This is a genomic window from Sphingomonas pseudosanguinis, assembly GCF_052056765.1.
Taxonomy (GTDB): domain Bacteria; phylum Pseudomonadota; class Alphaproteobacteria; order Sphingomonadales; family Sphingomonadaceae; genus Sphingomonas; species Sphingomonas pseudosanguinis.
This window is the reverse complement of the sequence record NZ_CP189888.1, coordinates 1,435,776-1,456,127: the sequence shown is the minus strand read 5'-3', so window position 1 is coordinate 1,456,127 and position 20,352 is coordinate 1,435,776. Positions and strand designations below refer to the sequence as shown.

The 20,352-nt window shown below is 67.4% G+C and carries 21 protein-coding genes; 12 read left to right on the top strand and 9 right to left on the bottom strand.

Features of this window, described 5'->3' with window-relative positions:
* Positions 1-8: 8 nt before the first annotated feature.
* Together ACQHGV_RS06575 and ACQHGV_RS06570 are read right to left on the bottom strand one after the other, a co-directional pair.
* Positions 9-1,019 (bottom strand): Ldh family oxidoreductase, encoded by a 1,011-nt coding sequence (locus tag ACQHGV_RS06575; RefSeq protein WP_440979877.1) that lies wholly within the window; start codon positions 1,017-1,019, stop codon positions 9-11.
* Positions 1,016-3,391 carry a beta-L-arabinofuranosidase domain-containing protein gene (locus tag ACQHGV_RS06570; protein WP_440979876.1) on the bottom strand — a complete coding sequence of 792 codons (2,376 nt, stop codon included), beginning with the start codon at positions 3,389-3,391 and terminating at the stop codon, positions 1,016-1,018. The genes ACQHGV_RS06575 and ACQHGV_RS06570 overlap by 4 nt, the downstream gene beginning before the upstream one ends.
* Positions 3,392-3,492: 101 nt before the next feature.
* Between ACQHGV_RS06570 and ACQHGV_RS06565 the strand changes: the two genes are divergently transcribed.
* A complete protein-coding gene (locus ACQHGV_RS06565; RefSeq protein WP_440979875.1) occupies positions 3,493-6,237 on the top strand; it encodes a DUF5695 domain-containing protein in 2,745 nt (914 codons plus the stop codon).
* Here the strand turns inward: ACQHGV_RS06565 and ACQHGV_RS06560 are convergent.
* Positions 6,183-6,650 carry a (deoxy)nucleoside triphosphate pyrophosphohydrolase gene (locus tag ACQHGV_RS06560; RefSeq protein ID WP_440979874.1) on the bottom strand — a complete coding sequence of 156 codons (468 nt, stop codon included), beginning with the start codon at positions 6,648-6,650 and terminating at the stop codon, positions 6,183-6,185. The two genes, ACQHGV_RS06565 and ACQHGV_RS06560, sit on opposite strands and share 55 nt — an antisense overlap.
* Positions 6,651-6,682: 32 nt before the next feature.
* Between ACQHGV_RS06560 and ACQHGV_RS06555 the strand changes: the two genes are divergently transcribed.
* From ACQHGV_RS06555 to ACQHGV_RS06545, 3 genes are all read left to right on the top strand, one after another.
* Positions 6,683-6,877, top strand: coding sequence for a Flp family type IVb pilin (locus tag ACQHGV_RS06555; RefSeq protein WP_440979873.1), 195 nt, complete (start codon positions 6,683-6,685; stop codon positions 6,875-6,877).
* Between the two features lie 126 nt (positions 6,878-7,003).
* Positions 7,004-7,177 (top strand): Flp family type IVb pilin, encoded by a 174-nt coding sequence (locus tag ACQHGV_RS06550; protein ID WP_440979872.1) that lies wholly within the window; start codon positions 7,004-7,006, stop codon positions 7,175-7,177.
* Positions 7,178-7,342: 165 nt separating this feature from the next.
* On the top strand, positions 7,343-7,516 hold the full coding sequence (locus tag ACQHGV_RS06545; RefSeq protein ID WP_409788988.1) for a Flp family type IVb pilin: 174 nt from the start codon (positions 7,343-7,345) through the stop codon (positions 7,514-7,516).
* 51 nt (positions 7,517-7,567) lie between these two features.
* On the opposite strand, the gene ACQHGV_RS06540 is transcribed toward ACQHGV_RS06545, so the two are convergent.
* The 4 genes from ACQHGV_RS06540 to ACQHGV_RS06525 are packed head-to-tail and all read right to left on the bottom strand — an operon-like array spanning position 7,568 to position 11,384.
* Complete coding sequence (locus tag ACQHGV_RS06540; protein WP_183950762.1) at positions 7,568-8,518, bottom strand: acetyl-CoA carboxylase carboxyltransferase subunit alpha; 951 nt, start codon at positions 8,516-8,518, stop codon at positions 7,568-7,570.
* 13 nt (positions 8,519-8,531) lie between these two features.
* Positions 8,532-9,431, bottom strand: coding sequence for a tyrosine recombinase (locus ACQHGV_RS06535; RefSeq protein ID WP_440979871.1), 900 nt, complete (start codon positions 9,429-9,431; stop codon positions 8,532-8,534).
* Positions 9,428-11,203: a hypothetical protein gene (locus ACQHGV_RS06530; RefSeq protein WP_440979870.1), complete on the bottom strand. Its 1,776-nt coding sequence runs from the start codon at positions 11,201-11,203 to the stop codon at positions 9,428-9,430. Before ACQHGV_RS06530 ends, ACQHGV_RS06535 begins: the two co-directional genes overlap by 4 nt.
* Positions 11,204-11,249: 46 nt before the next feature.
* The gene (locus ACQHGV_RS06525) at positions 11,250-11,384 is read right to left on the bottom strand and encodes a hypothetical protein (protein ID WP_440979869.1); all 135 of its coding nucleotides are present in this window, start codon (positions 11,382-11,384) and stop codon (positions 11,250-11,252) included.
* Between the two features lie 81 nt (positions 11,385-11,465).
* Here ACQHGV_RS06525 and ACQHGV_RS06520 point away from each other — a divergent pair, with 81 nt between their 5' ends.
* Genes ACQHGV_RS06520 through ACQHGV_RS06510 form a run of 3 tightly spaced genes read left to right on the top strand, consistent with a single transcriptional unit; the run spans position 11,466 to position 13,245 of the window.
* Positions 11,466-12,008 carry a shikimate kinase gene (locus ACQHGV_RS06520; protein WP_183950760.1) on the top strand — a complete coding sequence of 181 codons (543 nt, stop codon included), beginning with the start codon at positions 11,466-11,468 and terminating at the stop codon, positions 12,006-12,008.
* Positions 12,005-13,105 (top strand): 3-dehydroquinate synthase, encoded by a 1,101-nt coding sequence (gene aroB / locus ACQHGV_RS06515; protein WP_440979868.1) that lies wholly within the window; start codon positions 12,005-12,007, stop codon positions 13,103-13,105. Before ACQHGV_RS06520 ends, aroB begins: the two co-directional genes overlap by 4 nt.
* Positions 13,105-13,245 carry a DUF2256 domain-containing protein gene (locus tag ACQHGV_RS06510; RefSeq protein ID WP_312488590.1) on the top strand — a complete coding sequence of 47 codons (141 nt, stop codon included), beginning with the start codon at positions 13,105-13,107 and terminating at the stop codon, positions 13,243-13,245. The genes aroB and ACQHGV_RS06510 overlap by 1 nt, the downstream gene beginning before the upstream one ends.
* A 100-nt stretch (positions 13,246-13,345) precedes the next feature.
* Here ACQHGV_RS06510 and ACQHGV_RS06505 read toward each other — a convergent pair whose 3' ends face one another.
* Both ACQHGV_RS06505 and ACQHGV_RS06500 read right to left on the bottom strand, forming a co-directional pair.
* Positions 13,346-14,713, bottom strand: a complete 1,368-nt coding sequence (locus ACQHGV_RS06505; protein ID WP_440979867.1) for a cryptochrome/photolyase family protein — start codon at positions 14,711-14,713, stop codon at positions 13,346-13,348.
* A gap of 7 nt (positions 14,714-14,720) precedes the next feature.
* Positions 14,721-15,644: a histone deacetylase family protein gene (locus ACQHGV_RS06500; protein WP_440980155.1), complete on the bottom strand. Its 924-nt coding sequence runs from the start codon at positions 15,642-15,644 to the stop codon at positions 14,721-14,723.
* A gap of 19 nt (positions 15,645-15,663) precedes the next feature.
* Here ACQHGV_RS06500 and ACQHGV_RS06495 point away from each other — a divergent pair, with 19 nt between their 5' ends.
* The 5 genes from ACQHGV_RS06495 to ACQHGV_RS06475 are packed head-to-tail and all read left to right on the top strand — an operon-like array spanning position 15,664 to position 20,349.
* Complete coding sequence (locus ACQHGV_RS06495) at positions 15,664-16,638, top strand: alpha/beta hydrolase (protein ID WP_440979866.1); 975 nt, start codon at positions 15,664-15,666, stop codon at positions 16,636-16,638.
* 2 nt (positions 16,639-16,640) lie between these two features.
* The gene (locus ACQHGV_RS06490) at positions 16,641-17,156 is read left to right on the top strand and encodes an RNA pyrophosphohydrolase (protein WP_183950754.1); all 516 of its coding nucleotides are present in this window, start codon (positions 16,641-16,643) and stop codon (positions 17,154-17,156) included.
* Between the two features lie 11 nt (positions 17,157-17,167).
* A complete protein-coding gene (locus ACQHGV_RS06485; protein ID WP_183950753.1) occupies positions 17,168-18,079 on the top strand; it encodes a DUF481 domain-containing protein in 912 nt (303 codons plus the stop codon).
* Between the two features lie 60 nt (positions 18,080-18,139).
* Positions 18,140-19,333, top strand: a complete 1,194-nt coding sequence (locus tag ACQHGV_RS06480; protein ID WP_440979865.1) for a hydrolase — start codon at positions 18,140-18,142, stop codon at positions 19,331-19,333.
* The gene (locus tag ACQHGV_RS06475) at positions 19,330-20,349 is read left to right on the top strand and encodes an arginine N-succinyltransferase (RefSeq protein WP_440979864.1); all 1,020 of its coding nucleotides are present in this window, start codon (positions 19,330-19,332) and stop codon (positions 20,347-20,349) included. Before ACQHGV_RS06480 ends, ACQHGV_RS06475 begins: the two co-directional genes overlap by 4 nt.
* The last annotated feature ends 3 nt before the right edge of the window (positions 20,350-20,352 follow it).

The following is a 20,352-nucleotide window of genomic DNA, read 5'->3' as shown; positions in this document are numbered from 1 at the left end:
CCCCTTGCTCAGCCCTGTAGGGCCATGACGTCGCGGTGCAGATCGGCAGGGATCACCACCCCGTCGGCCAGCGACTTGGCCCGCGCGGCATAGCGGCGTGAAGACGGCAGCCGCGCCCCCTGCCCCGTGATGGCGTCGAACATCGCCTCCGCCCGCGCCTGATGTTCGGGGAGAAGATCACCTAAGAAGCCCTTGGGATCAATCGCGATAAGCAGCTCGCCTCCCAGTGGCGAGCCACCGCGACCGGCGTCCCGGTCGATCGACTCGCGACTGGTCATATCACCGATCAGCGGCCCGGCGAGCAGCTCGACCATCGCCGCCAGCGCCGATCCCTTGTGCCCGCCGAACGTCCGCATCGCCCCCGACAGGATCGCGGCGGGATCGGTGGTCGGCCGACCATCCGCATCGACCCCCCAATCATCGGGCACGGCCTTGCCGGCGCGGCGATGCAGCTCGATCTCGCCGCGAGCGACCATGCTGGTGGCGAAGTCGAAGACGAAGGGCGGCCCATCGGGGCGCGGCCAGCCGAACGCGATGGGGTTGGTGCCGAACACCGGCTCGGCCCCGCCCGACGGCGCGACCCAGGCATGGCTGGGCGTGAAGGCCAGCGCGACGAGGCCTTCGTCGGCCAGCTCCTCGACTTCGGGCCAGAGTGCGGCGAAGTGAACGACATTGTTCAGCGCCAGCGCGGCGATACCGTTGGCCCGTACCTTTTCGATGAGGGCGGGCTTGCCCGTCTGAAAGGCGAGCTGCGCGAAGCCACCCCCACCCTCCACTCGCACCAGCGCGCGGGCGGGATGCGACAGAACCGGCACCGCGTCGGGCACCACCACGCCCTTGTTGATGCTGGCGACCGCGACGAGCAGCCGATAGATGCCGTGCGATGCGCAGCCGTCGCGCTCGCCCGCCACCATCGTCTCCGCCACCGCCTCGGCATGGGCGGGCGCCAGTCCCGCGCCGAGCAGCTTGGCGCGCGCCAGCGTCCGCAATTCGTCCAGCGTCATCGCCACACCGCTCATGCGGTCACGCTCTTCTTGGCGGTGAACAGCCGCATGCCGAAGATCGGCCCGGCGCTGCTGCGGTCATGCGGCACGACGCGGATACGGACATTCTGCTTGCCGCGCGTCAGCGCCTCGGGCAGCGGATATTCGACGTCGAAGAACTGCCCCGGCTTATCGGAATCAAGACGTTGTGTGGCGATCTTCACATTGTCGACCAGGATGTCGAAGTCGCGCTTGCGTTCATCGCCCCAATAGGTCGCCTGCAACACCAGCGGCCCCGGCTTCACCGCCATGGTGAATTCGAAATAGCCGCCCGACCGCGCATCACGCCCCTGACGTCCGCGATAGGAGACGGGGTAGGAGATATCCGAGGTAAGCTTATGATCGCGCTCGGGTTGCATCTCGCCCAGATGCATGACGTCGACCGAGCGCGCGGCGATGTCGCGTGCATGCGCCTGCTGCGCCAGGAACGCGGCTTCTTCCGCTTTCCAGCCGCTCTCGGTGAAGCGCTTGAAATAGACGGCGCTCCGCCGGTCATATTGGCTGAAAAAGGGCACGAAGGTCAGGTCGGCGGGGCGGAACACGCCGCTGGCGACATAGCGCGCCTTGGCCGGATCGGTCGGACGGAAGGCGGTCAGCGGATTGGCGCCGACCATCGCCGGATCGGGCGAGTCCCAATCCTTTTCCCTCGGGCCGAGATCGGCCGCCATCACCATCGGCCCGCGGACCACCGCCACGACGCTGTCATCGCCCGGAGTCGGCTCGACCCGCAGGTCGAGCGGTAGGCGGATCGCCACCGTGTCACCCGCCTTCCACCGGCGATCGATGACGGCATAGCCGCGCTCGAACACCGGGGTGACCGGCTTGCCATTGACCTCGACCGCCGCCTGGCCATTGGCCCATCCGGGTACGCGCAGCGCCACCGGGAAACGTCCCGCCCGGTCCAGCCGGGTAAAGGCCAGCTTCGCCGCCCCCTCCATCGGATAGGCGGTGTCAAGCGTCAGGGTCGCACCGCGCTTTTCCCACCGCGCTTCGGCAGGAATGTAGAGATTGACGAGCAGCGCTTCGCCGCCCTGCCAGAAGATCGACTCGCCATGCTTGGCATGGCTCTCCATGCCTGAGCCGACGCAGCACCAGAAGGCATCGTCCTTCACGGTCGAAAAATCGCGCGCCATGCCGGTCATCAGCGGCGTCATATAGGTGAAGCCGCCATGCGCGGGATGCTGCGCGGCCATGACATGGTTCAAATGCGCGCGCTCATAATAGTCGAACAGCGCGCCGTCCGGCCGCCAGCCATAGAGATGGCGGGTCAGCTTGAGCATATTGTAGGTGTTGCAATGCTCGCACGTCTGCTCGGTGATGTGGCGGGCGATGGTGTCGGGCGCGGAGAAATATTCGCGGTCGGCATTACCCCCGATCACATAGCTGTGATGCCCGGTGACCGTATCCCAGAAAAAGCGCGCGCCGGCGGCCGGCGCGGGCTTGGCGGTGATTTCATGGATACGCGCCAGACCGATCAGCTTGGGCACCTGCGTATTGGCATGGAGGTTGGCGAGTTGATCCTTGCCGGCGACGAGCGGGTCGAGGACCTTGTTGTCATAGATGCGCTCGGCCAGCGCGAGCCACTGGCGGTCGCCGGTCCGCTGATAGAGTTCGGCGAAGCTGTCGTTCAGCCCGCCATATTCGCAGCCCAGCACCTCTTGCAGCCGCGCATCGTCGAGTGCGGCAAAGACCCGCGCGAAGTAACCGCCCAGCTTGACCGCCACGTCGAGCGCCTGCGGGTTGCCCCAGCCGCCATGGATGTCGAGCAACCCGGCGAACAGCTTGTGTACCGTATAGAGCGGTGACCAGCTGCCGTTCAGATCGAAGCCCCCCGACTTGATCTTGCCGGCCATGATCTCTGGGAAGATTTCCTCGCCATCGGCGATGGTGCCGTCAGGCCGCTTGCGCCCCAGCGCGCCGACATAGCCGGTGCCGCGCTTGGCCTGCGCCTCGGCCAGTTCGGTGACGATATAGTCCGCGCGGCGCCGCATCTCGGTATCGCCGGTCTGCTGCCAGGTCAGCACCAGCGCCGACATGTAATGGCCCAGCGTGTGCCCTGCGATCGTGTCGCTCTCCCACCCGCCATAGATCGCGGCCTTGGGCTTCAGCCCCGCATAGAGACGGAAATTATGGAGCAGCCGGTCGGGGTTCAGCCGATAGAGATACCCCCGGTTCGTTTCCACCGCCGTCGCATAGATGGATGGGCGCAGCCGGACCGCGGCGAGCGGCAGCGGCTCGGCCTTGTCGGGCAGGATCGTCCCCGCCGCCATCGCCCGTACGGGCACCGCCCCCACCATCGCCACCGTCGCTGCGCCGCGCATCCATTCGCGCCTGTTCGCCTGCCGCATCTTGATCTCCCCGAAATACTGTATACCGTATCGGCTCTGTGGGAGGGGGTCAATCGCCAGTGCGCGATGCATCAATATCCCATGAAATTAGGGAATTAGCCATGCGTCGCCTGCCGTTTCGCACTCTGTCACTCACGCTCGCGACGCTGGCCATCGCCGCAACCGGCCCCGGTGGCAGTTCCTCCGCCGCTCAGAAAAAGACGGCGGCCAAAGCCTCGGCCATGAAGACGATCCGCGTCGGCGGCTTCCTGTTGCGGCTCGATCCGGCCAGCCAGACGGCGCGCGGACTGTCGCCGGTCTCGACCCCCAATTTCGACTTTCTGCCCATCGGGCGGGCCGCCGAACGGGCGGGCAATGGCTATAATCATCTGGGCGATATTCACCTGAAACTGCGCAGCGGCACAGGGGCATGGCGGGACTTCTCGTCATCGCGCCAGCGTGTCCCGGTTCGCACCCTGCCCGCCTCGCCCGGTACGGTCGCGGCCGCCGACATCACGGCGTCGATGGGGGCCGGCCTGCCGCTCAGGATCGTTCGCGAATGGGTGAAGGACGGCAACGGCCCGGCGCTGCGATTTACCCTAACCAACACGTCGGCCCAGCCGGTCGAGATCGGTGCGCTGGGCGTGCCGATGACGTTCGACAACATCATCACCGATCGCGATCTGGAGCGGGCACATGCCAAGGCCAGTTTCGCCGATCCCTATATCGGTCGCGATGCCGGCTATGTGCAGGTCACGCGGCTGAACGGCGCCGGCCCGGCGCTTCTGGTCCTGCCCGAGCGCGCCACCCCGCTGGAGGCCTATGTCCCCATCCCGACGCTGCGCGAGACGGGCGGCAAGGCGGTGATCGTCGAGGCGAGTCCCCGCGCGCAGACCTCGGAAGGCTTTTACGACTGGACGGTGGCGAGCGCCGCCTATGCGCAGACCGACTGGACCAAGGCCGGCAAGCCCTGGAACGACCCGACGAGCATCCGCTTGGCGCCCGGCGAGCGCCGCACCATCGGGCTGCGCTTCGTCACGGCGCCCAGCATCCGCGCGATCGAGCCGACGCTGATGGCCGAGAAGCGTCCCGTCGCGATCGGCGTGCCCGGCTATGTCGTGCCCACGGACATCGATGCGACGCTGTTCGTCCGCGCGCCCTCGGCGATCACGGGGATCGACAGCTATCCGGCGGGCGCGCTGACCGTCGAGACGCAGGAGGCCAAGCCCGGCTGGACCCGGCTGGCGGTGCGGGGGCATCAATGGGGCCGTGCGCGGCTGACCCTGCGCTATGCCGACGGCTCGGCGCAGACGGTACAGTATTTCGTTACCAAGCCGCTCGAGCAGACCATGGCCGATCTCGGTCGCTTCTCGACGACGAAACAATGGTTCGAGGGCAAGGGCGATCCCTTCGGCCGCAGCCCCGGCATCCTGACCTATGACCGCGAGGCGAACCGCATCGTCACCGCCGATCCGCGCGTCTGGATCTCGGGCATGAGCGACGAGGGCGGTGCGGGCAGCTGGGTCGCGGCGATCATGAAGCAGCTCGACAATCCGGACGCCGCCGAGATCGCGCGGATCGAGCAGATGGTCGACACGACCATCGTCGGCCGGCTCCAGGTCGCCGAGGGTCCGCAGACGGGCGGCGTCAAGAAGAGCCTGTTCTATTACGACCCCGCCACCTTCCCCAATCTCTATCAGCCCGCCAAGGACTGGCAGAGCTGGACCTCGTGGAAGAAGGATCAGGCCGACGATCTGGGCCGCGCCTATAATTACCCGCATGTCGCGGCGGGGCATTGGGTGCTCTATCGCACCGCGCGCAACCATCCCGGCCTGACGCGCGTGCATGACTGGCAATGGTATCTCGACCATGCCTATCAGACGATCGTCGCGATGATGCGCGACGCGCCACATTATGCGCAATTCGGCCTGATGGAGGGCGACGTCTTCGTCGACATCCTGACCGACCTGAAGCGCGAAGGCTGGACCCAGCAGGCCGCGACCGTCGAGGGGCTGATGAAGGCGCGTGCCGATCACTGGAAGACGCTGCGCTATCCCTTTGGCAGCGAGATGGCGTGGGATTCGACCGGTCAGGCGGAAGTCTATGCCTGGATGCGCTATTTCGGATACGGCCCGCAAGCCGACGTCACCCGCGAGGTGATCCTGGGCTATGATCCGTCGATCCCGCACTGGGGCTATAACGGCAATGCGCGCCGCTATTGGGATTTCCTCTATGGCGGCAAATATCCCCGGCTGGAGCGGCAGATCCATCATTACGGATCGACGCTGAACGCCGTGCCGCTGTTCGACTCGTTCCGCCGCAATCCCGCCGACATGCACCTGCTACGCGTCGCCTATGGCGGACTGATGGGCGGGATTACGAACATCGATCAGCAGGGCGCATCCTCGGCGGCCTTCCACAGCTGGCCCGACAAGATGGATTGGGACCCATATAGCGGCGACTATGGCATGGGCTTTTTCGGCCATGCCTATGCGGCGGCGACCTATCTGGTGAACGATTCCACACTCGGCTGGCTGGGCTATGGCGGCAATCTGCTGGAAACCGGGGAGACGGTCCGCATCGCGCCCAAGGACGGCGCGCGCAGCCGGCTATTCATCGCCCCGGCCGGATTATGGCTGACGCTGGAGGCGGGCAAGTTCGCCGAGGCGCGCTACACGCCCCGAACCGGCGAAGTCCGGCTGGTCTTCGATCCGGCCCAGCCGCAGACGCCGAATGCGCGCCTGTTCGTCGAGACCACGACGCCGGGCGGGCGGAGCTATCACCCGGATGGCGGGACGCTCGAGCGGGGCGGTTACACCATTCCGCTGTCGCCCGGGGCCTCGGTCATCGCGCTGAAGCCCAGATAAGCATGTAACTGGCGGACGAGTGGACCGTCGGCGGGGGGCATGGGCCAGAAGGCCATGTCCTCCGGCCGGCACCAGACCAGTCCGTCCGCCTCCAGCGCGCGCGGCGTCCCAGACCAGTCGCGGATGACATAGAGCATCAGCAGCAAATGGCGATCGGCCAGCGGTTCGCTCGCAAAGCCGGCCGGCACCAGCGCGGCCGGAGAAACGACGATGTCCAGTTCTTCCCGTAATTCCCGGACGAGCGCGGCCTCCGGCGTCTCGCCCTGCTCCAGCTTGCCGCCTGGAAACTCCCACAAGCCGGCCAGCGCCTTGCCCTCGGGCCGTTGCTGAAGCAGCACACGCCCCGCATCGTCGACCAGTGCGGCGGCGACCACGGGGAACAGCGGACGACCGGGATGTTGCGGGGTAGTCATTTGTTAACCCTATTCCTTTAGCGTTGACCGCGATGAACATGCTTCCGCTCCTGTTCAAGCGCCTTCACGCCGTCGCGACCGACCGTCGCGGTGCCACGGTCGTCGAATATGGCCTGGTCATCGCGTGCATCATGCTGGGCATCTTCGCCGTGCTGTCGCAGGTCGGCGTCAATCTGGCGGGCGTTCTGTCCTATCTCGGCGACCAGCTGAGCGCTGCACTCCGCTAGTTTATTTTGCACCGATCCGGCCCGAGTTAAATATTCGTCAACCAGTCCGCGCCTACGGTGCGTGGGCTGACCCGGCGCTCCGGTTCAGTTGGGTGACTGCATGTTTTGATTCGGACGGAGACCGGAATGACTACCCTTCGCAAGATGGTTAAGAACAACAAGGGCGCAACGGCCATCGAATATGGCCTGATCGCGGCTCTGATCGCCGTGGCGGCCATCGCCGGCATGAACAAGCTCGGCGGCAGCCTGGGCAACGCGTTCACCACCATCGGCGGCAAGCTCGACACCAACGTCAAGTAAGGTCGTCGGCATGGAGGAGGGGTGAGATTACACGCGCATCAGCCTCCACCGCCTGAAGAAAAAGGCGGACGCGTCTCCCGCGCGTCCGCCTTTTTCGCGTCTGCGTCACCGGCAAAACCCAGCGGCCATGTGGCCGAATTACCGTTTCAACAAGGGAGTAGAGACATGACGGGATTTCGAATGATCATGCGCAACCGCAAGGGTGCGACCGCCATCGAATATGGCCTGATCGCGGCGCTGATCGCTGTGGCGGCGATCGCCGGCATGAATTCGCTGGGCGGCAGCTTGAGCACCGCGTTCAATACGGTCGGCGGCCATCTCGACACCAACGTCAAGTAAGTCCGCGACAGAGGTTGACGGGCGGCCACGAACGCCGCCCGTCAATAAATCTTAAAGCCGCCCCATCGCCAGGAATTTGGCGGCGCGGCCACGCTTCAGTTCGTCACGGCCGAGGCCGTTCAGCTCACCCAGCGCCTTCTGGATCGCATCGCCCAGATTGGCGATCGCGCCGCCCGGATCGCGGTGGGCGCCGCCGACCGGCTCGGTCACGATCGTGTCGATGACGCCGAAATGCTTCAGGTCCTGCGCGGTGACGCGCATCGCCTCGGCCGCGTCCGCCGCCTTGTCGGCGGTGCGCCACAGGATCGAGGCGCAGCCCTCGGGGCTGATCACCGAATAGACCGCATGCTCGAACATCAGGACGCGGTTGCCCGCCGCCAGTGCCACCGCACCGCCCGAGCCGCCCTCGCCCACGATCGCCGAGACGACCGGTACGCCCGCCGCGAGGCAAGCCTCGGTCGAACGCGCGATGGCTTCCGCCTGGCCACGCTCTTCGGCCTGGATGCCCGGGAAGGCGCCCGAGGTATCGACCAAGGTCACGATCGGCAGGCCGAAGCGATCGGCGAGCTCGACCAGGCGAATCGCCTTGCGATAGCCCTCGGGCTTGCCCATGCCGAAATTGTGGCGCAGCCGGCTGGCGGTGTCCTCGCCCTTCTCATGGCCCAGCACCATGACGCGCTGGCCGCGAAACTGGGCGAAGCCGCCCATGATCGCCTGGTCGTCGCCAAAGGCGCGGTCGCCGGCGAGCGGCACGAACTCGTCGAACAGCCCGGCGACATAATGCTTGAAGTGCGGGCGCTGCGGATGACGGGCGACCTGCGTCTTCTGCCACGGGGTCAGCTTGGCGAAGGTATCGCGCAGCAGCTTGTCCGACTTGGCCTGAAGTTTGGCGATCTCCGCGCCGATATCCACCGCGCTGTCGGCGGTCGTATCGCGCAGTTCGTCGATCCGGCTCTGCAGCTCGGCGATCGGTTTCTCGAAATCGAGGAAGCTCGTTGACATAATAGCGTAGCGCCTAGGGGCGGTTGATCGGAAAATCAACGAGCGGGTGACGGGCATTGACCAGTTCGACCAGCCGTGACGCCTCGACATGGGTGTAGATTTCGGTCGTCGCGATGTCGGCATGGCCCAGCATCGCCTGCACCGCGCGAAGGTCCGCCCCCCCGCCCAGCAGATGCGTGGCGAAGGCATGGCGCAGTACGTGCGGGCTGATCCGGTCGGGCGGGATGCCCGCCTCCGCCGCCAGCGCCTTGACCAGCTGATAGAGGCGGATGCGCGACAGATGCCGCTTGCCGCCGGGAAACAGCCAGGCCTTTTCGGCGGGCACATGCATCCGCCACGCCGCGACCGCCGCGCGCGCGCGGTCGGAGATGGGCACCATCCGCTCCGCCCCGCCCTTGCCGCGCAGGATCAGGAACGGCCGGTCGGGATGGATCGCATGGCGGGGCAGCGCCACCAGTTCGCTGGCGCGCAGACCCGATCCATAGAGCAACTCGATCAGCGCGGCCAGGCGCAGGTCATGGGGCGCGGGATGCGCTACCTCGACCCGCTCGGCGATCGCGGCGAACAGGCGGTCGATGTCGGCATGGCTCAGCACCTTGGGCAGCGAGCGACGCTGGCCGGGGCGCGGCAGGGCGCTGGCCGGATCGTCGGCGCGCAACCCTTCTTCGTGCAGAAAGGCATAGAAGCGCCGCAGGGCCGCCGCCTTGCGCGCGACGGTGGTGGTGGCAAGGCTCGACCAGCTTTCGGACAGGCGGCGCAGGGCCGTTTCGTCCACGTCGGCCAACCCGCCCATCGCCTCGCCCGCCAGCGTCAGGTCGGAGCGATAGGCGGCGATGGTATTGGCCGCCGCCCCCGCCTCCGCCGCCATCATTTCGAGGAAACGGTCGACGAGCGCCCGGTCGCCGGCGGTCATGCCCGCGCGATCGCCTCCGCCGCGATCATCCGCGCCTCGGCATCCAACCCCACCGAGCGCAGCGCCTCGACCATGCGATACAGCGCCTGGGGCGGAACCCCGCGCCAATTGCCGGTCTGCATGCCGACCGCGCAAAGCAGGACGACCATGCCGGTCCGGCCATCGGCCACCGCCTCGTCCATCGCCTCGGTCCACGCATTGCGCTGCCCGATCCGCACGTCGAGCGCCTCGGCCCCGCGCTCGGTATCCGCACGGCTCAGCCGGCCCAGCCCGGCCATGCCGGCAAAGAACAGCTGCTGCTTGAACTTGGCATCGCCCGATCCGGCATAGCTGGTGATCATGTCATAGCCGACGCCGCTCTGATGATCGGGATCGGCGAGCGCGATCATCGCCCAGCCATCGCCGCCCTCCTTGACGGCCCCGCCCCAGCGTGCGGCGCTGCGGTCCAGACCGGCGGACAGCATCGAGGCGACCAGTCGGTCCGCCTCCGCGCGGTCCGCGACCACCGGCAAGCGTGCCGCCGCGCGGGCGGTGAGGATCAGCCGGCCATAGGGGGTGCGCGCCGCGTCCCCCCAAAGCGAGCGGATCGCCGCCAGCCGCGCATCCTCGTCATTGCCGGCATAGGCATTGGCCAGATCGTTGGCGACCGCCGACTGGGCACGGCTGGCCTGCTCGTTATCGGCAAGCCCGGCATAGAAATCGACCAGCGCGACGTTGGACAGGACGCCGAAGCTCGCCGCCTGATCGACCATCGCGGCGCGTTCGGTCGCGGCGACGGTGGGCGAGGTCGCCAACCAGCCGCGCACTTGCGGCCCGACATAGGAGATATAATCCTCGGGGATCGTGACCCCGGTCGCGGTGGACAACCCGAAACGCCATGTGGTCAGCCGGTCTATGCCCGCCCATTCGACCGTCACCGCGCGGCGTCCATTGGCGCCCGAGCCCATCAGCTTTTCGGCGAGCTTCAGATCGAAATCGTCGGTGATCCGCTGGCGGCGCACCTGGCGCAGCAGCGTGCTGCCCCGCGACGCATCGCCGACCAGCGCGGCGCACATCGCCTGCGCGACGCGGTATCCACCAAGCCCCGTCACCGCCGCGCCGCGATCGGCGAGCGGGCACAGGCCCGCCGGGTCGCTGGAGGCGAGCAGCGCGTTGATCGCCACCTGATAGAGTTTGGGCGTATAGTTGCCGGCATCGACCGACTGGACGACCGCGCGGGCGACCTGCGCCTCGCCCATGCGCAGGAGCAGCCAGGCGCGTTCGGCCGCGAAGTCGGCACCGTTCACGCCGCGCGGCGTCTCCATCTGCGCGGCGAGCGTACGGCGGAGCAGGATCGACATCCAGCGCGACGGCAGAGGTGCCGACAGTCGCCGCATCAGCACTTCCGCGACGCGGCCATCGGCGCCCGCAAAGACATCGGCGCCCAGCGCGCCCTCGCGCGGACCCGCCGGCCCGACAACCGCCAGCGAGCGTCGGGCGGAGGCGGGCAGTTCATATTCCGCCAGCGTGGCCGGATCGATCGTCGGCGTCGGCGTAGCCGAGGGTGTCGCCACCGGTGTCGGCGTGGCCAGCGAGTCGATCAGCGCCCCGACCGCGTCGGCGGGCGTCGGCCGCGGTGTCGGGGTGGTCGCGGGCGCCGGCGTCGCCGCGCCGCTTGGCCCCGCCCTGGGGGTGGCGCGCGGCTGCGGCGGGGCCGGCGACTGGCCGAACCCGGGCGGCAATAGTGATTCGGGACGGTCCTGCGCCGCGGCCAATGCCGCCGCGCCTGCCATCAGAAGTGCGACGGCCCGGGGCAGATGGCGAAAAGCGCGACCGCGCTTATTGCAGGTTGCCAAGCGCAACCGCCTTTTCGACCTGGGTCATCGGCCGCTCGCTGGCCCGGCTGGACAGGAAGAACAGCCCACCGACGATGATGACCAGCAGGATGATGAGCGAAACGACGGTACGGGACATGAAACGCAAAACCTTATAATGGACCCGTGAAAGCCTGGGCGGTGTTGCCGGGCGCGCGCCTGCTGTATAGCGCAGACGGCAATGTTGCAAAGCCACAACCCTGTTGATTCAAGCTGGACCGGTTCACCCATCGTGCTCGTCGGGCTGATGGGCGTGGGCAAGTCGACCGTGGGCCGTCGCCTGGCCAACCGGCTGCGCGTGCCCTTCGTCGATGCCGACCATGCGATCGAGGAAGCCGCCGGCATGAGCGTGAACGAAATCTTCGCGCAGTTCGGCGAACCCTATTTCCGTGACGGCGAACGGCGCGTGATCGCCCGCCTCGTCGACGGCCGGCCCAAGGTGATCGCCACCGGCGGCGGCGCGTTCATCAATGACGAGACGCGCGCGCTGATCCTGGAACAGGCGACCGCAATCTGGCTCAACGCCTCGCCCGAGGTGCTGGCCGAACGCGTCCGCCGCCGCGACACGCGCCCGCTGCTACGCGGCAAGGACCCGCTGAAGGTGCTGCGCGAGCTGTCGGCGGTGCGCAACCCGATCTACGCGCTCGCGCCCATCCATGTCTCCAGCAAGCGGGGGCCGCACGAGGCCACCGTCAACGCCATATTGAAAGCCATCGGACGATGAAGACCGTCACCGTGTCGCTGGGCGACCGCAGCTATCCCATCCACATCGAGGCCGGACTGCTGCCGCGCGCCGCCGAATTCCTGGCGCCCGTCTCGCGCGGCCGACGCATGGCGATCGTCACCGACGAGAATGTCCGCCCGCACCTCGCCACCCTCCAGGCATCACTGACCGCCGCCGGGGTGGAGAGCGAGGCGATCGTCCTGCCGCCGGGCGAGAAGACGAAGAGTTGGGCGATGCTGGAGCATGTCTGCGACCGGCTGCTGGAACTGGGCATCGAGCGTTCGGATCATGTCATTGCGCTGGGCGGCGGGGTGATCGGCGATCTGGTCGGTTTCGCCTGCTCGATCGTCAAGCGCGGCTGTCGCTTCGTGCAGATCCCGACGACCTTGCTCGCGCAGGTCGATTCGTCGGTCGGCGGCAAGACCGCGATCAACACCGCTGCCGGCAAGAACCTGATCGGCGCCTTCCACCAGCCCGCGATGGTGCTGATCGACCCGGACGTGCTCGACACGCTGTCGGCGCGGCACGTGCGCGCGGGCTATGCCGAGGTCGTCAAATACGGCCTGATCGACGACTTCGCCTTTTTCGAATGGTGCGAGGCGAACGCGCCTGCTCTGTTGGCGGGCGACGCCGATGCGCGGGTGCATGCGATCGCCCATTCGGTGGCCGCCAAGGCGCGGATCGTCGCGGCCGACGAGCATGAGACGAACGGCATCCGCGCGCTGCTCAATCTCGGCCACACCTTCGGCCATGCGCTGGAGGCGGAAGCCGGTTTTTCCGACCGGCTGCTCCACGGCGAGGGCGTCGCGGCAGGCTGCGCGCTCGCCTTCCGCTATTCGGTGCGCAAGGGCATTTGCGAGAGGCAGGACGCCGAGCGGGTGGCCGCGCATCTACGGGCGGTCAGCCTGCCCGATGGGCTGGCCGCCGCCGGGATCGATGCGCCCTCCGCGACGTTGGTCGAGCATATGAAGCACGACAAGAAGATGGCGGCAGGCACCCTGCCCTTCCTGCTCGCGAAGGGCATCGGACGGACCTATCTCGACAAGACGGTCGATTTGGCCGACGTCACTGCCTTCCTGGACGCGGAAGCTCGCTGATGCCCAATGGCGTTCGCAAGCAGGACCTGCCGAGCAAGATGTGCCCGGCCTGCGGACGCCCCTTCACCTGGCGCAAGAAATGGGCGCGGGACTGGGACCAGGTCGTCTATTGTTCGGATGCGTGTCGACGGAAGCGCTGAGATCGGCCCGTGGCCTTCGACTACGCTCAGGCTGAACGGAGCGAGGAACTGATCCCAAACATCCGTTCACGCTGAGCGAAGTCGAAGCGCACGCCCCGCGCTATCCCCGCACCGATTTCCCCGCCGCCAGCGCGCGCTCGCGCCCTTCGCGATGCCCGATGATCTTCGCCGGATAATCCTTCGGCCGGCACCCCGCTTCGTCCGGATCGTGGATCGCCGCATCGGACAGCCCCTTCAACTCGGGCACCCACTGCCGGATATAATCCCCCGCGTCGAACTTCTCCGACTGGCTGAGCGGTGCCATGATCCGGCCGAACATATTGGCGTCGATCCCCGTTCCGGCGACCCACTGCCAGTTGACCGAGTTGTTGCCGTAATCGGCATCGATCAGACAGTCCCAGAACCAACGCTCGCCCTCGCGCCAGTCGATCAGCAGATGCTTGATCAGAAAGGAGGCGGTGATCATCCGCACCCGGTTGTGCATCCAGCCCGTCGCCCAGAGCTGCCGCATGCCGGCATCGACGATCGGATAGCCGGTCCGCCCGGTCTGCCACGCCTTGAGGTCCTTCTTCGCCTCGGCACCTTTACGCCACGGCATCTTGTCGAACGCGTCGCGGCCATTGCGATCGGCATAATCCGGGATCGCCATGACGACGCCGTCCGTGAAGTCGCGCCACGCCAGTTCCTTGCGAAACGTCTCGGTCTCCGCCGTCCGGTCGAGCGCGTGCCAGACGGCGCGCGCAGACACCTCGCCGAAATGGAGATGCGGCGACAGGCGCGAGCTTCCCTCCTCGGACGGCATGTTGCGTGCGGTGTCATAAGCCGCCGCTTTCCCAACGAAGTCCGCCATACGCTCGCGCGCCGCCGCCTCGCCAGGCACCCAGTCGGCATCGAAGCCGGTCGACCAATCGGGCTTGGTGGGCAGCAAATCCCAATCGTTCAACGTCTCGCTCTTGGGCCATTTGGTAGGTCCCGAGAGCGTCTTGGGCGGATCGAGGGGATGCTCGGGCGGCACATGACCCTGCAACCCCTTCCAAAAGGCCGAATAGATGCGGAACGGCTTGCCGCTGCCGGTCGTCACCAGTTCGGGCCGGGCCAGATGGTTACCGTCGTGCAGGCACCGCCGATCGCCCAGCGCCTCTTCCGCCTTGCGCCACCAGGGTTCGTAGTGGCGGATAGCATGGATCGTCTCCGCCCCCGTCTCTTCGATGAGCGCTTCCAGCACGTCGACCGCGCTGCCCCGGCGAAGGACCAGCCGGCTCCCCAGCCCCTTCAGGTCTTTCGCCAGCGACGTCAGGCTGTGGTGCAGCCACCAACGCTGCGCGCCGCCCATCCGCCAGTCACCGGGCGTATCGTCGTCGAGGATATAGACGGGAATGACCGGTCCCGCCTCCGCCGCCGCCAACAGAGCCGGTTGATCGTGAAGGCGGAGGTCCTGGCGAAACCAGACGATATGCGGCGATGTCATCCCCGCGCTACGCGCCGAGCGGCAAGCGGTTCCGCACCGACAATTTTTGACCCAGGGTAAGAATGGCGGTCACATGCCGCTCGGCGATCGCCATGACGTCGTCGCCATAACCGCCGCCCACCGTGCTCGCGAGCGGCAGGTTCCGGGCCAGCGCCAGGTCGGCGATCAGCGTATCGCGCGCCACCAGCCCCGCCTCGCTGACCGCCAACCGACCCAGCCGATCGCCGGCGAAGGGATCGACACCGGCCTGATACAGGATCAGATCGGGCGCATGCTCGTCGAGAAAGGGGATCAGGGTCGTCGCCAGCTGCTCCAGATAGCCATCATCATCCACCCCATCCGGCAACCCGACATCCAGCGTCGAGCGGGCCTTGCGCGCCGGGAAGTTCTTCTCGGCATGGATCGAATAGGTGACGATGTCGGTCCGCCCGGAGGTCAAGGCGGCGGTGCCGTCGCCCTGATGCACGTCGCAATCGACGATCGCGATCCGGCCGACCGTCCCTTCCTCGACCAGTCGCACCGCCGCGACCGCCAGATCGTTGAAGATGCAATAGCCGGCCCCGGTATTGGCCAGCGCGTGATGGCTGCCCCCCGCGGTGTTCGCGGCAAAGCCATGCTCGATCGCCAGCATCGCCGCCGTCCATGTACCGCCCGGCACGGCGCGGGCGCGATGCGCGACCTGTTCGGTGATCGGGAAGCCGATGCGCCGGGTCTTTTCCGGCGGCACCCGCGCCTCCAGCACTTCGGCGATATAATCGGGTTCATGTACCGCCTCCAGCCAGACGGGCGAGATCAGCGCGGGCTCGGTCCAGGCGATGGCATCACCCTGCCGACGCAGCAGGTCGCGGATCGCGCCATTCTTACCCCAGCGATAGGTCGAGCGTGCGGGGGCCTCGGTGACATAGGCGGGGTGATGGACGACATGGATCATGACGCCTAGGTAGGAAGCCATGACCCGCGATAGGAGGCCCGAGCGGCCGCTGCCCGACCTGCGCGCCGATGTCGCGCGGTTCCTGGGCTATTACAACAATCTGCCCGGCCCGCCGCATCACGAACTCGGCCCTGAGGCGGCACGACGGATGATGCATCAGGCCCGCGACCTGACCGACCCGCCGGTGGGGCCGCTGGCGGTCGACCGGGCCTTCACCATCGCCGGTCCGCATGGGTCCATACCGGTCCGGCTGTTCGACGCCGCGCCTGCGCGTGCGCCGGGACCGGTGGTGCTGTTCTTTCACGGCGGCGGTTTCGTGATGGGCGACATCGACACCCATGCGCCGCTCGCCGCCGAGATCGCGCGACAGCTCGACCTCCCCGTCCTGTCGGTCGATTATCGGCTGGCCCCCGAACATCCCTGGCCCGCAGCCCCCGAGGATTGCGAGGCCGCCGCGCGCTGGCTGGCGGCCGACGACATGGCGACCGGCCTGATCGTCATGGGCGATAGCGCGGGCGGCACGCTGGCGACCGTCACCGCGATGCGGCTGCGCGACGATCCCGCCGCCGTGCCGGTGATCGCGCAAGGACTGCTCTATCCCGCGACCGATATGGGCCGTGCGCACCCGTCGCTGCGCGATTTCGCCGAGGGGCATTTCCTCACCCGCGCGATGCTCGACTGGTTCGTCGCCTGTTATGCCGCCGACCTCACCGACATCCGCGCCGCGCCGATGCGGGGCGATCTGGCCGGCATGCCGCCCGCCGTCATCGCCACCGCCGAATGCGATCCGATCCGCGATCAGGGCCGCGCCTATGCCGCCGCACTTGTCCGTGCCGGTATCGCAGTCACGTTTCAGGAGGCCATGGGGACGATCCACGGCTTTGCCACCCTGCGCAAGGCGATCCCCTCGGGCGTGCAAGATCTCGCCGCATTCCTGCTTGCTTTGCGCGCGATGATCGTCGAGGCGGATAGCGCCCGTGCGAATGGACAATAGTCATGACCGATCTCCCCTATCGCCCCTGTGCGGGCGTCATCTTGATGAACCGCGACGGCCGGGTCTTTGTCGGCCAGCGGATCGATTCGACGCTGGAGGCGTGGCAGCTGCCCCAGGGCGGCATCGACCCCGGTGAGGATGCCGAGACGGCGGCACTGCGGGAGCTGTTCGAGGAAACCGGCGTCACCGCCGACAAGGTCGAGCTGATCGCGCGCGCACCGCGCGAGCTGACCTATGACCTGCCCGAGGACATGATCGGCAAGGTGTGGAAGGGCAAGTGGCGCGGCCAGCGGCAAAGCTGGTTCCTGTACCGCTTCCTGGGTGAGGACAGCGATGTGCGGATCGAGACCGAACATCCCGAATTCCGCGCCTGGCGCTGGAGCGAGCCGGCGACGCTGCCGGCGATGATCGTGCCCTTCAAAAAGGCGCTGTACGAGGAACTGCTGGTCGTCTTCGCCGACCATTTCGCCGCAGCGGGTGGCGATGCCGCCATTCCCGGCGGCGGGCAGAACGCATAAGGCATAGGGCCATGACGACGCGTCTGCTGCTGCTTCCCCTGGCCTTTGGCCTGCTGGCCAATGCGGACCCGAACGATCCCGATCCCGCGCTGATCCCGCCGCAGATCCGCGCGATGCTGGAGGCCGCGATCGCCAGCGGGAACGAGACCGACATCACGACGGTCGTCAAATATGCGCGCAACGCGGTGCCCGAGGCCGCCGATGCGATCGACGCGATGGCCGATGTCTGGCGCGACGAAAAGACCGCGAGCCGCAGCCGCACGCTGCGCGAGGCGAGCTTCTTCGACCTGTGGAATGGGCGGGTCGAGCTGGGCGGGTTCGCGACCACGGGCAACAGCCGCAATATCGGCCTGACCGGCGTCGTCGACCTGACCCGCGAGGGCCTGCGCTGGCGGCACAAGCTGCACCTGCAGGGCGATTATCAGGAGAGCTTCGACGTCACGAGCCGCGAGCATTATGTCGCGTCCTACGAACCCAATTTCAAACTGAGCGCGAACAATTACGTCTATGGCGCCGCGCAATATGAAAGCGACCGGTTCCTCGGCTATTTCAACCGTTTCTCCGCCTCGTCGGGTGCGGGCTATAGCGCGATCCGCAAGCCGCGCGTGACGCTCGACGTCGAGCTCGGCCCGGCCTTCCGGCACACCGAGTTCACCGACGGCCGGATCGAGAGCGCCCTGGCCGCGCGCGGCAATCTGAACTTCGCGTGGAAGCTGACGCCGGCCATCTCGTTCAACCAGAACGCCTCGGCCTATGTCCAGAAGTTCAACAGCACGGTCAGCGCCAATTCGGCCCTGAACGCCAAGCTGTGGGGGCCGTTGTCGGCGCAATTCTCCTACAATGTCCAATATGAAAGCGAGCCGCCGGCCGGGCGCCAGACGACGGACACGATCAGCCGCGCCTCGCTGGTCTACAGCTTCTAATTTGCCCGCCGGGGTTCACCTGAACCCCTCGCATGGCCTAGGCTGTCCGTCATGGAGAGAATGACGACGATCGAGCGGGACGCGGTGGCGTCCGCCGCCGCCTATCCGATGTTGCCGCTGGTCGAGGAGTGGGCCGCGATTAACAGCGGCACCCGCAACCTGACCGGCCTTGCGGTCATGGCCGACCGGCTGGCCGAGCAATTCGGGACGCTGCCCGGGACGCTGCGGCTGGTCGAGCCCGAGCGGGTCGAGCGCGTCGGCGCCGACGGCCGGCTGACGGAGATCGGCCATGGCCGTCACCTGCATCTGTCGGTCCGCCCCGAGGCGCCGGTCCGGATGCTGTTCACCGGCCATATGGATACCGTCTATCCGGTCGATCATCCCTTTCAGACGCTGACCCGGATCGATGCCGAACGGCTGGGCGGCCCCGGCGTCGCGGACATGAAGGGCGGCCTCGCCCTGCTGTTCGCCGCGCTTCAGGCGGTCGAGCAAAGTCCGCTGGCCCGGCGGCTGGGCTATGACGTCATGATCAACTCGGACGAGGAAACCGGCTCCGCCTCCTCCGCCGCGCTGATCGCCAGGCTGGCGGCGGGCAAGGTCGCCGCCCTCACCTACGAACCCGCCCTGCCAGACGGCACGCTGGCGGGCGCGCGTGGCGGGACCGGCAATTTCACCATCGTCGTGCGCGGGCGCAGCGCGCATGCCGGCCGCAACCCGGAAGAGGGCCGCAACGCCATCGTCGCCGCCGCGCGGATCACGCTCGAACTCGCGCAGCTCGGCTCCGACGACATCACCGTCAATCCCGCGCGGATCGATGGCGGCGGCCCCAACAATGTCGTGCCCGACCTCGCCATGCTGCACGTCAATTTCCGTCCGCGCGCGCTCGCCGCGATCGCGCGCACCGGCCCGGCCATGAAGGCGATCGCCGAGCGGATCGCCGCCGAACATGACGTCGGCGTCGAAGTCCATGGCAGCTTCAACCGCCCGCCCAAGCCGATCGACGACGGTGCTGGCCGGCTGTTCGAGACGGTGCGTGCCGCCGGCGCCGATCTGGGCCTGACCATCGGCTGGCGCGCGACCGGCGGGGTGTGCGACGGCAACAACATCGCCGCCGCCGGCGTCCCGGTGGTCGATACGATGGGCGTGCGCGGCGGAGCCATTCATTCCGCGGACGAATATATGCTGGTCGACAGCCTGTCCGAACGGGCGGGGTTGTCGGCGCTGACCATCCTGCGCATCATTGGTGCCGCATGAGCAGCTTTTGCATCCGCCCCGCCGTCGATACCGACCTTCGCCACCTCTATGAAATGGCCAAGCTGACCGGCGGCGGCTTCACCAACCTGCCCCCCGACCGCCGCGCGCTGACCGCCAAGCTGGCGCGCAGCCACGCCGCCTTTGCCAGCAATGGCGACGGCAAGGTGAAGGACGAGCTGTTCGTCCTGATGCTGGAGGACCGCGCGACCGGTGACGTGCGCGGCACCTGCCAGATATTCACCCATGTCGGGCAGAAGCATCCCTTTTACAGCTACCGCATCGGCACGCTGACCCAGCACAGCCGCGAACTCGACCGCACCTTCCGCGCCGAGATGCTGTCGCTGACCACCGATCTGGAGGGCGCGAGCGAGGTGGGCGGACTGTTCCTCCACCCCGGCGAGCGCGCCGGTGGCCTGGGCCTGCTACTCGCCCGCAGCCGCTACCTCTTCATGCGCGCCAACCGTCCGCGCTTCGCCGACCGGGTGCTGGCCGAGCTGCGCGGGGTGATCGACGAAGCCGGCGGGTCGCCCTTCTGGGACGGTCTGGCGGGGCGCTTCTTCGGGATGAATTTCCAGCAGGCGGACGAATTCAACGCGATCCACGGGCACCAGTTCATCGCCGACCTGATGCCCAAGCACCCCATCTACACCGCGATGCTGACTGAGACCGCGCGCGCCGCGATCGGCCTGCCCCATCCCTCCGGCCGCGCCGCGATGCGGATGCTGGAGAATGAGGGCTTCGCCTTCGAACATTATATCGACATTTTCGACGGCGGCCCGACCATGACCGCGCGTACCGATCACGTACGGACCATCCGCGACGCGCGCGAAAGCACGGTCGTCGCGATCGACGCGTTGCCCGGCCGGGAAGCCCTGGTCGCCGCCGGCCGGTTGGCCGACTTCCGCTGTGTACTCGCCGACATCCGCGACGGGGATGGCGGGATCATCCTGTCGGAAGACACCGCGCGCACGCTCGACCTGAGCGTCGGCGACACCGTGCTGCATATCGATCGATGAGGA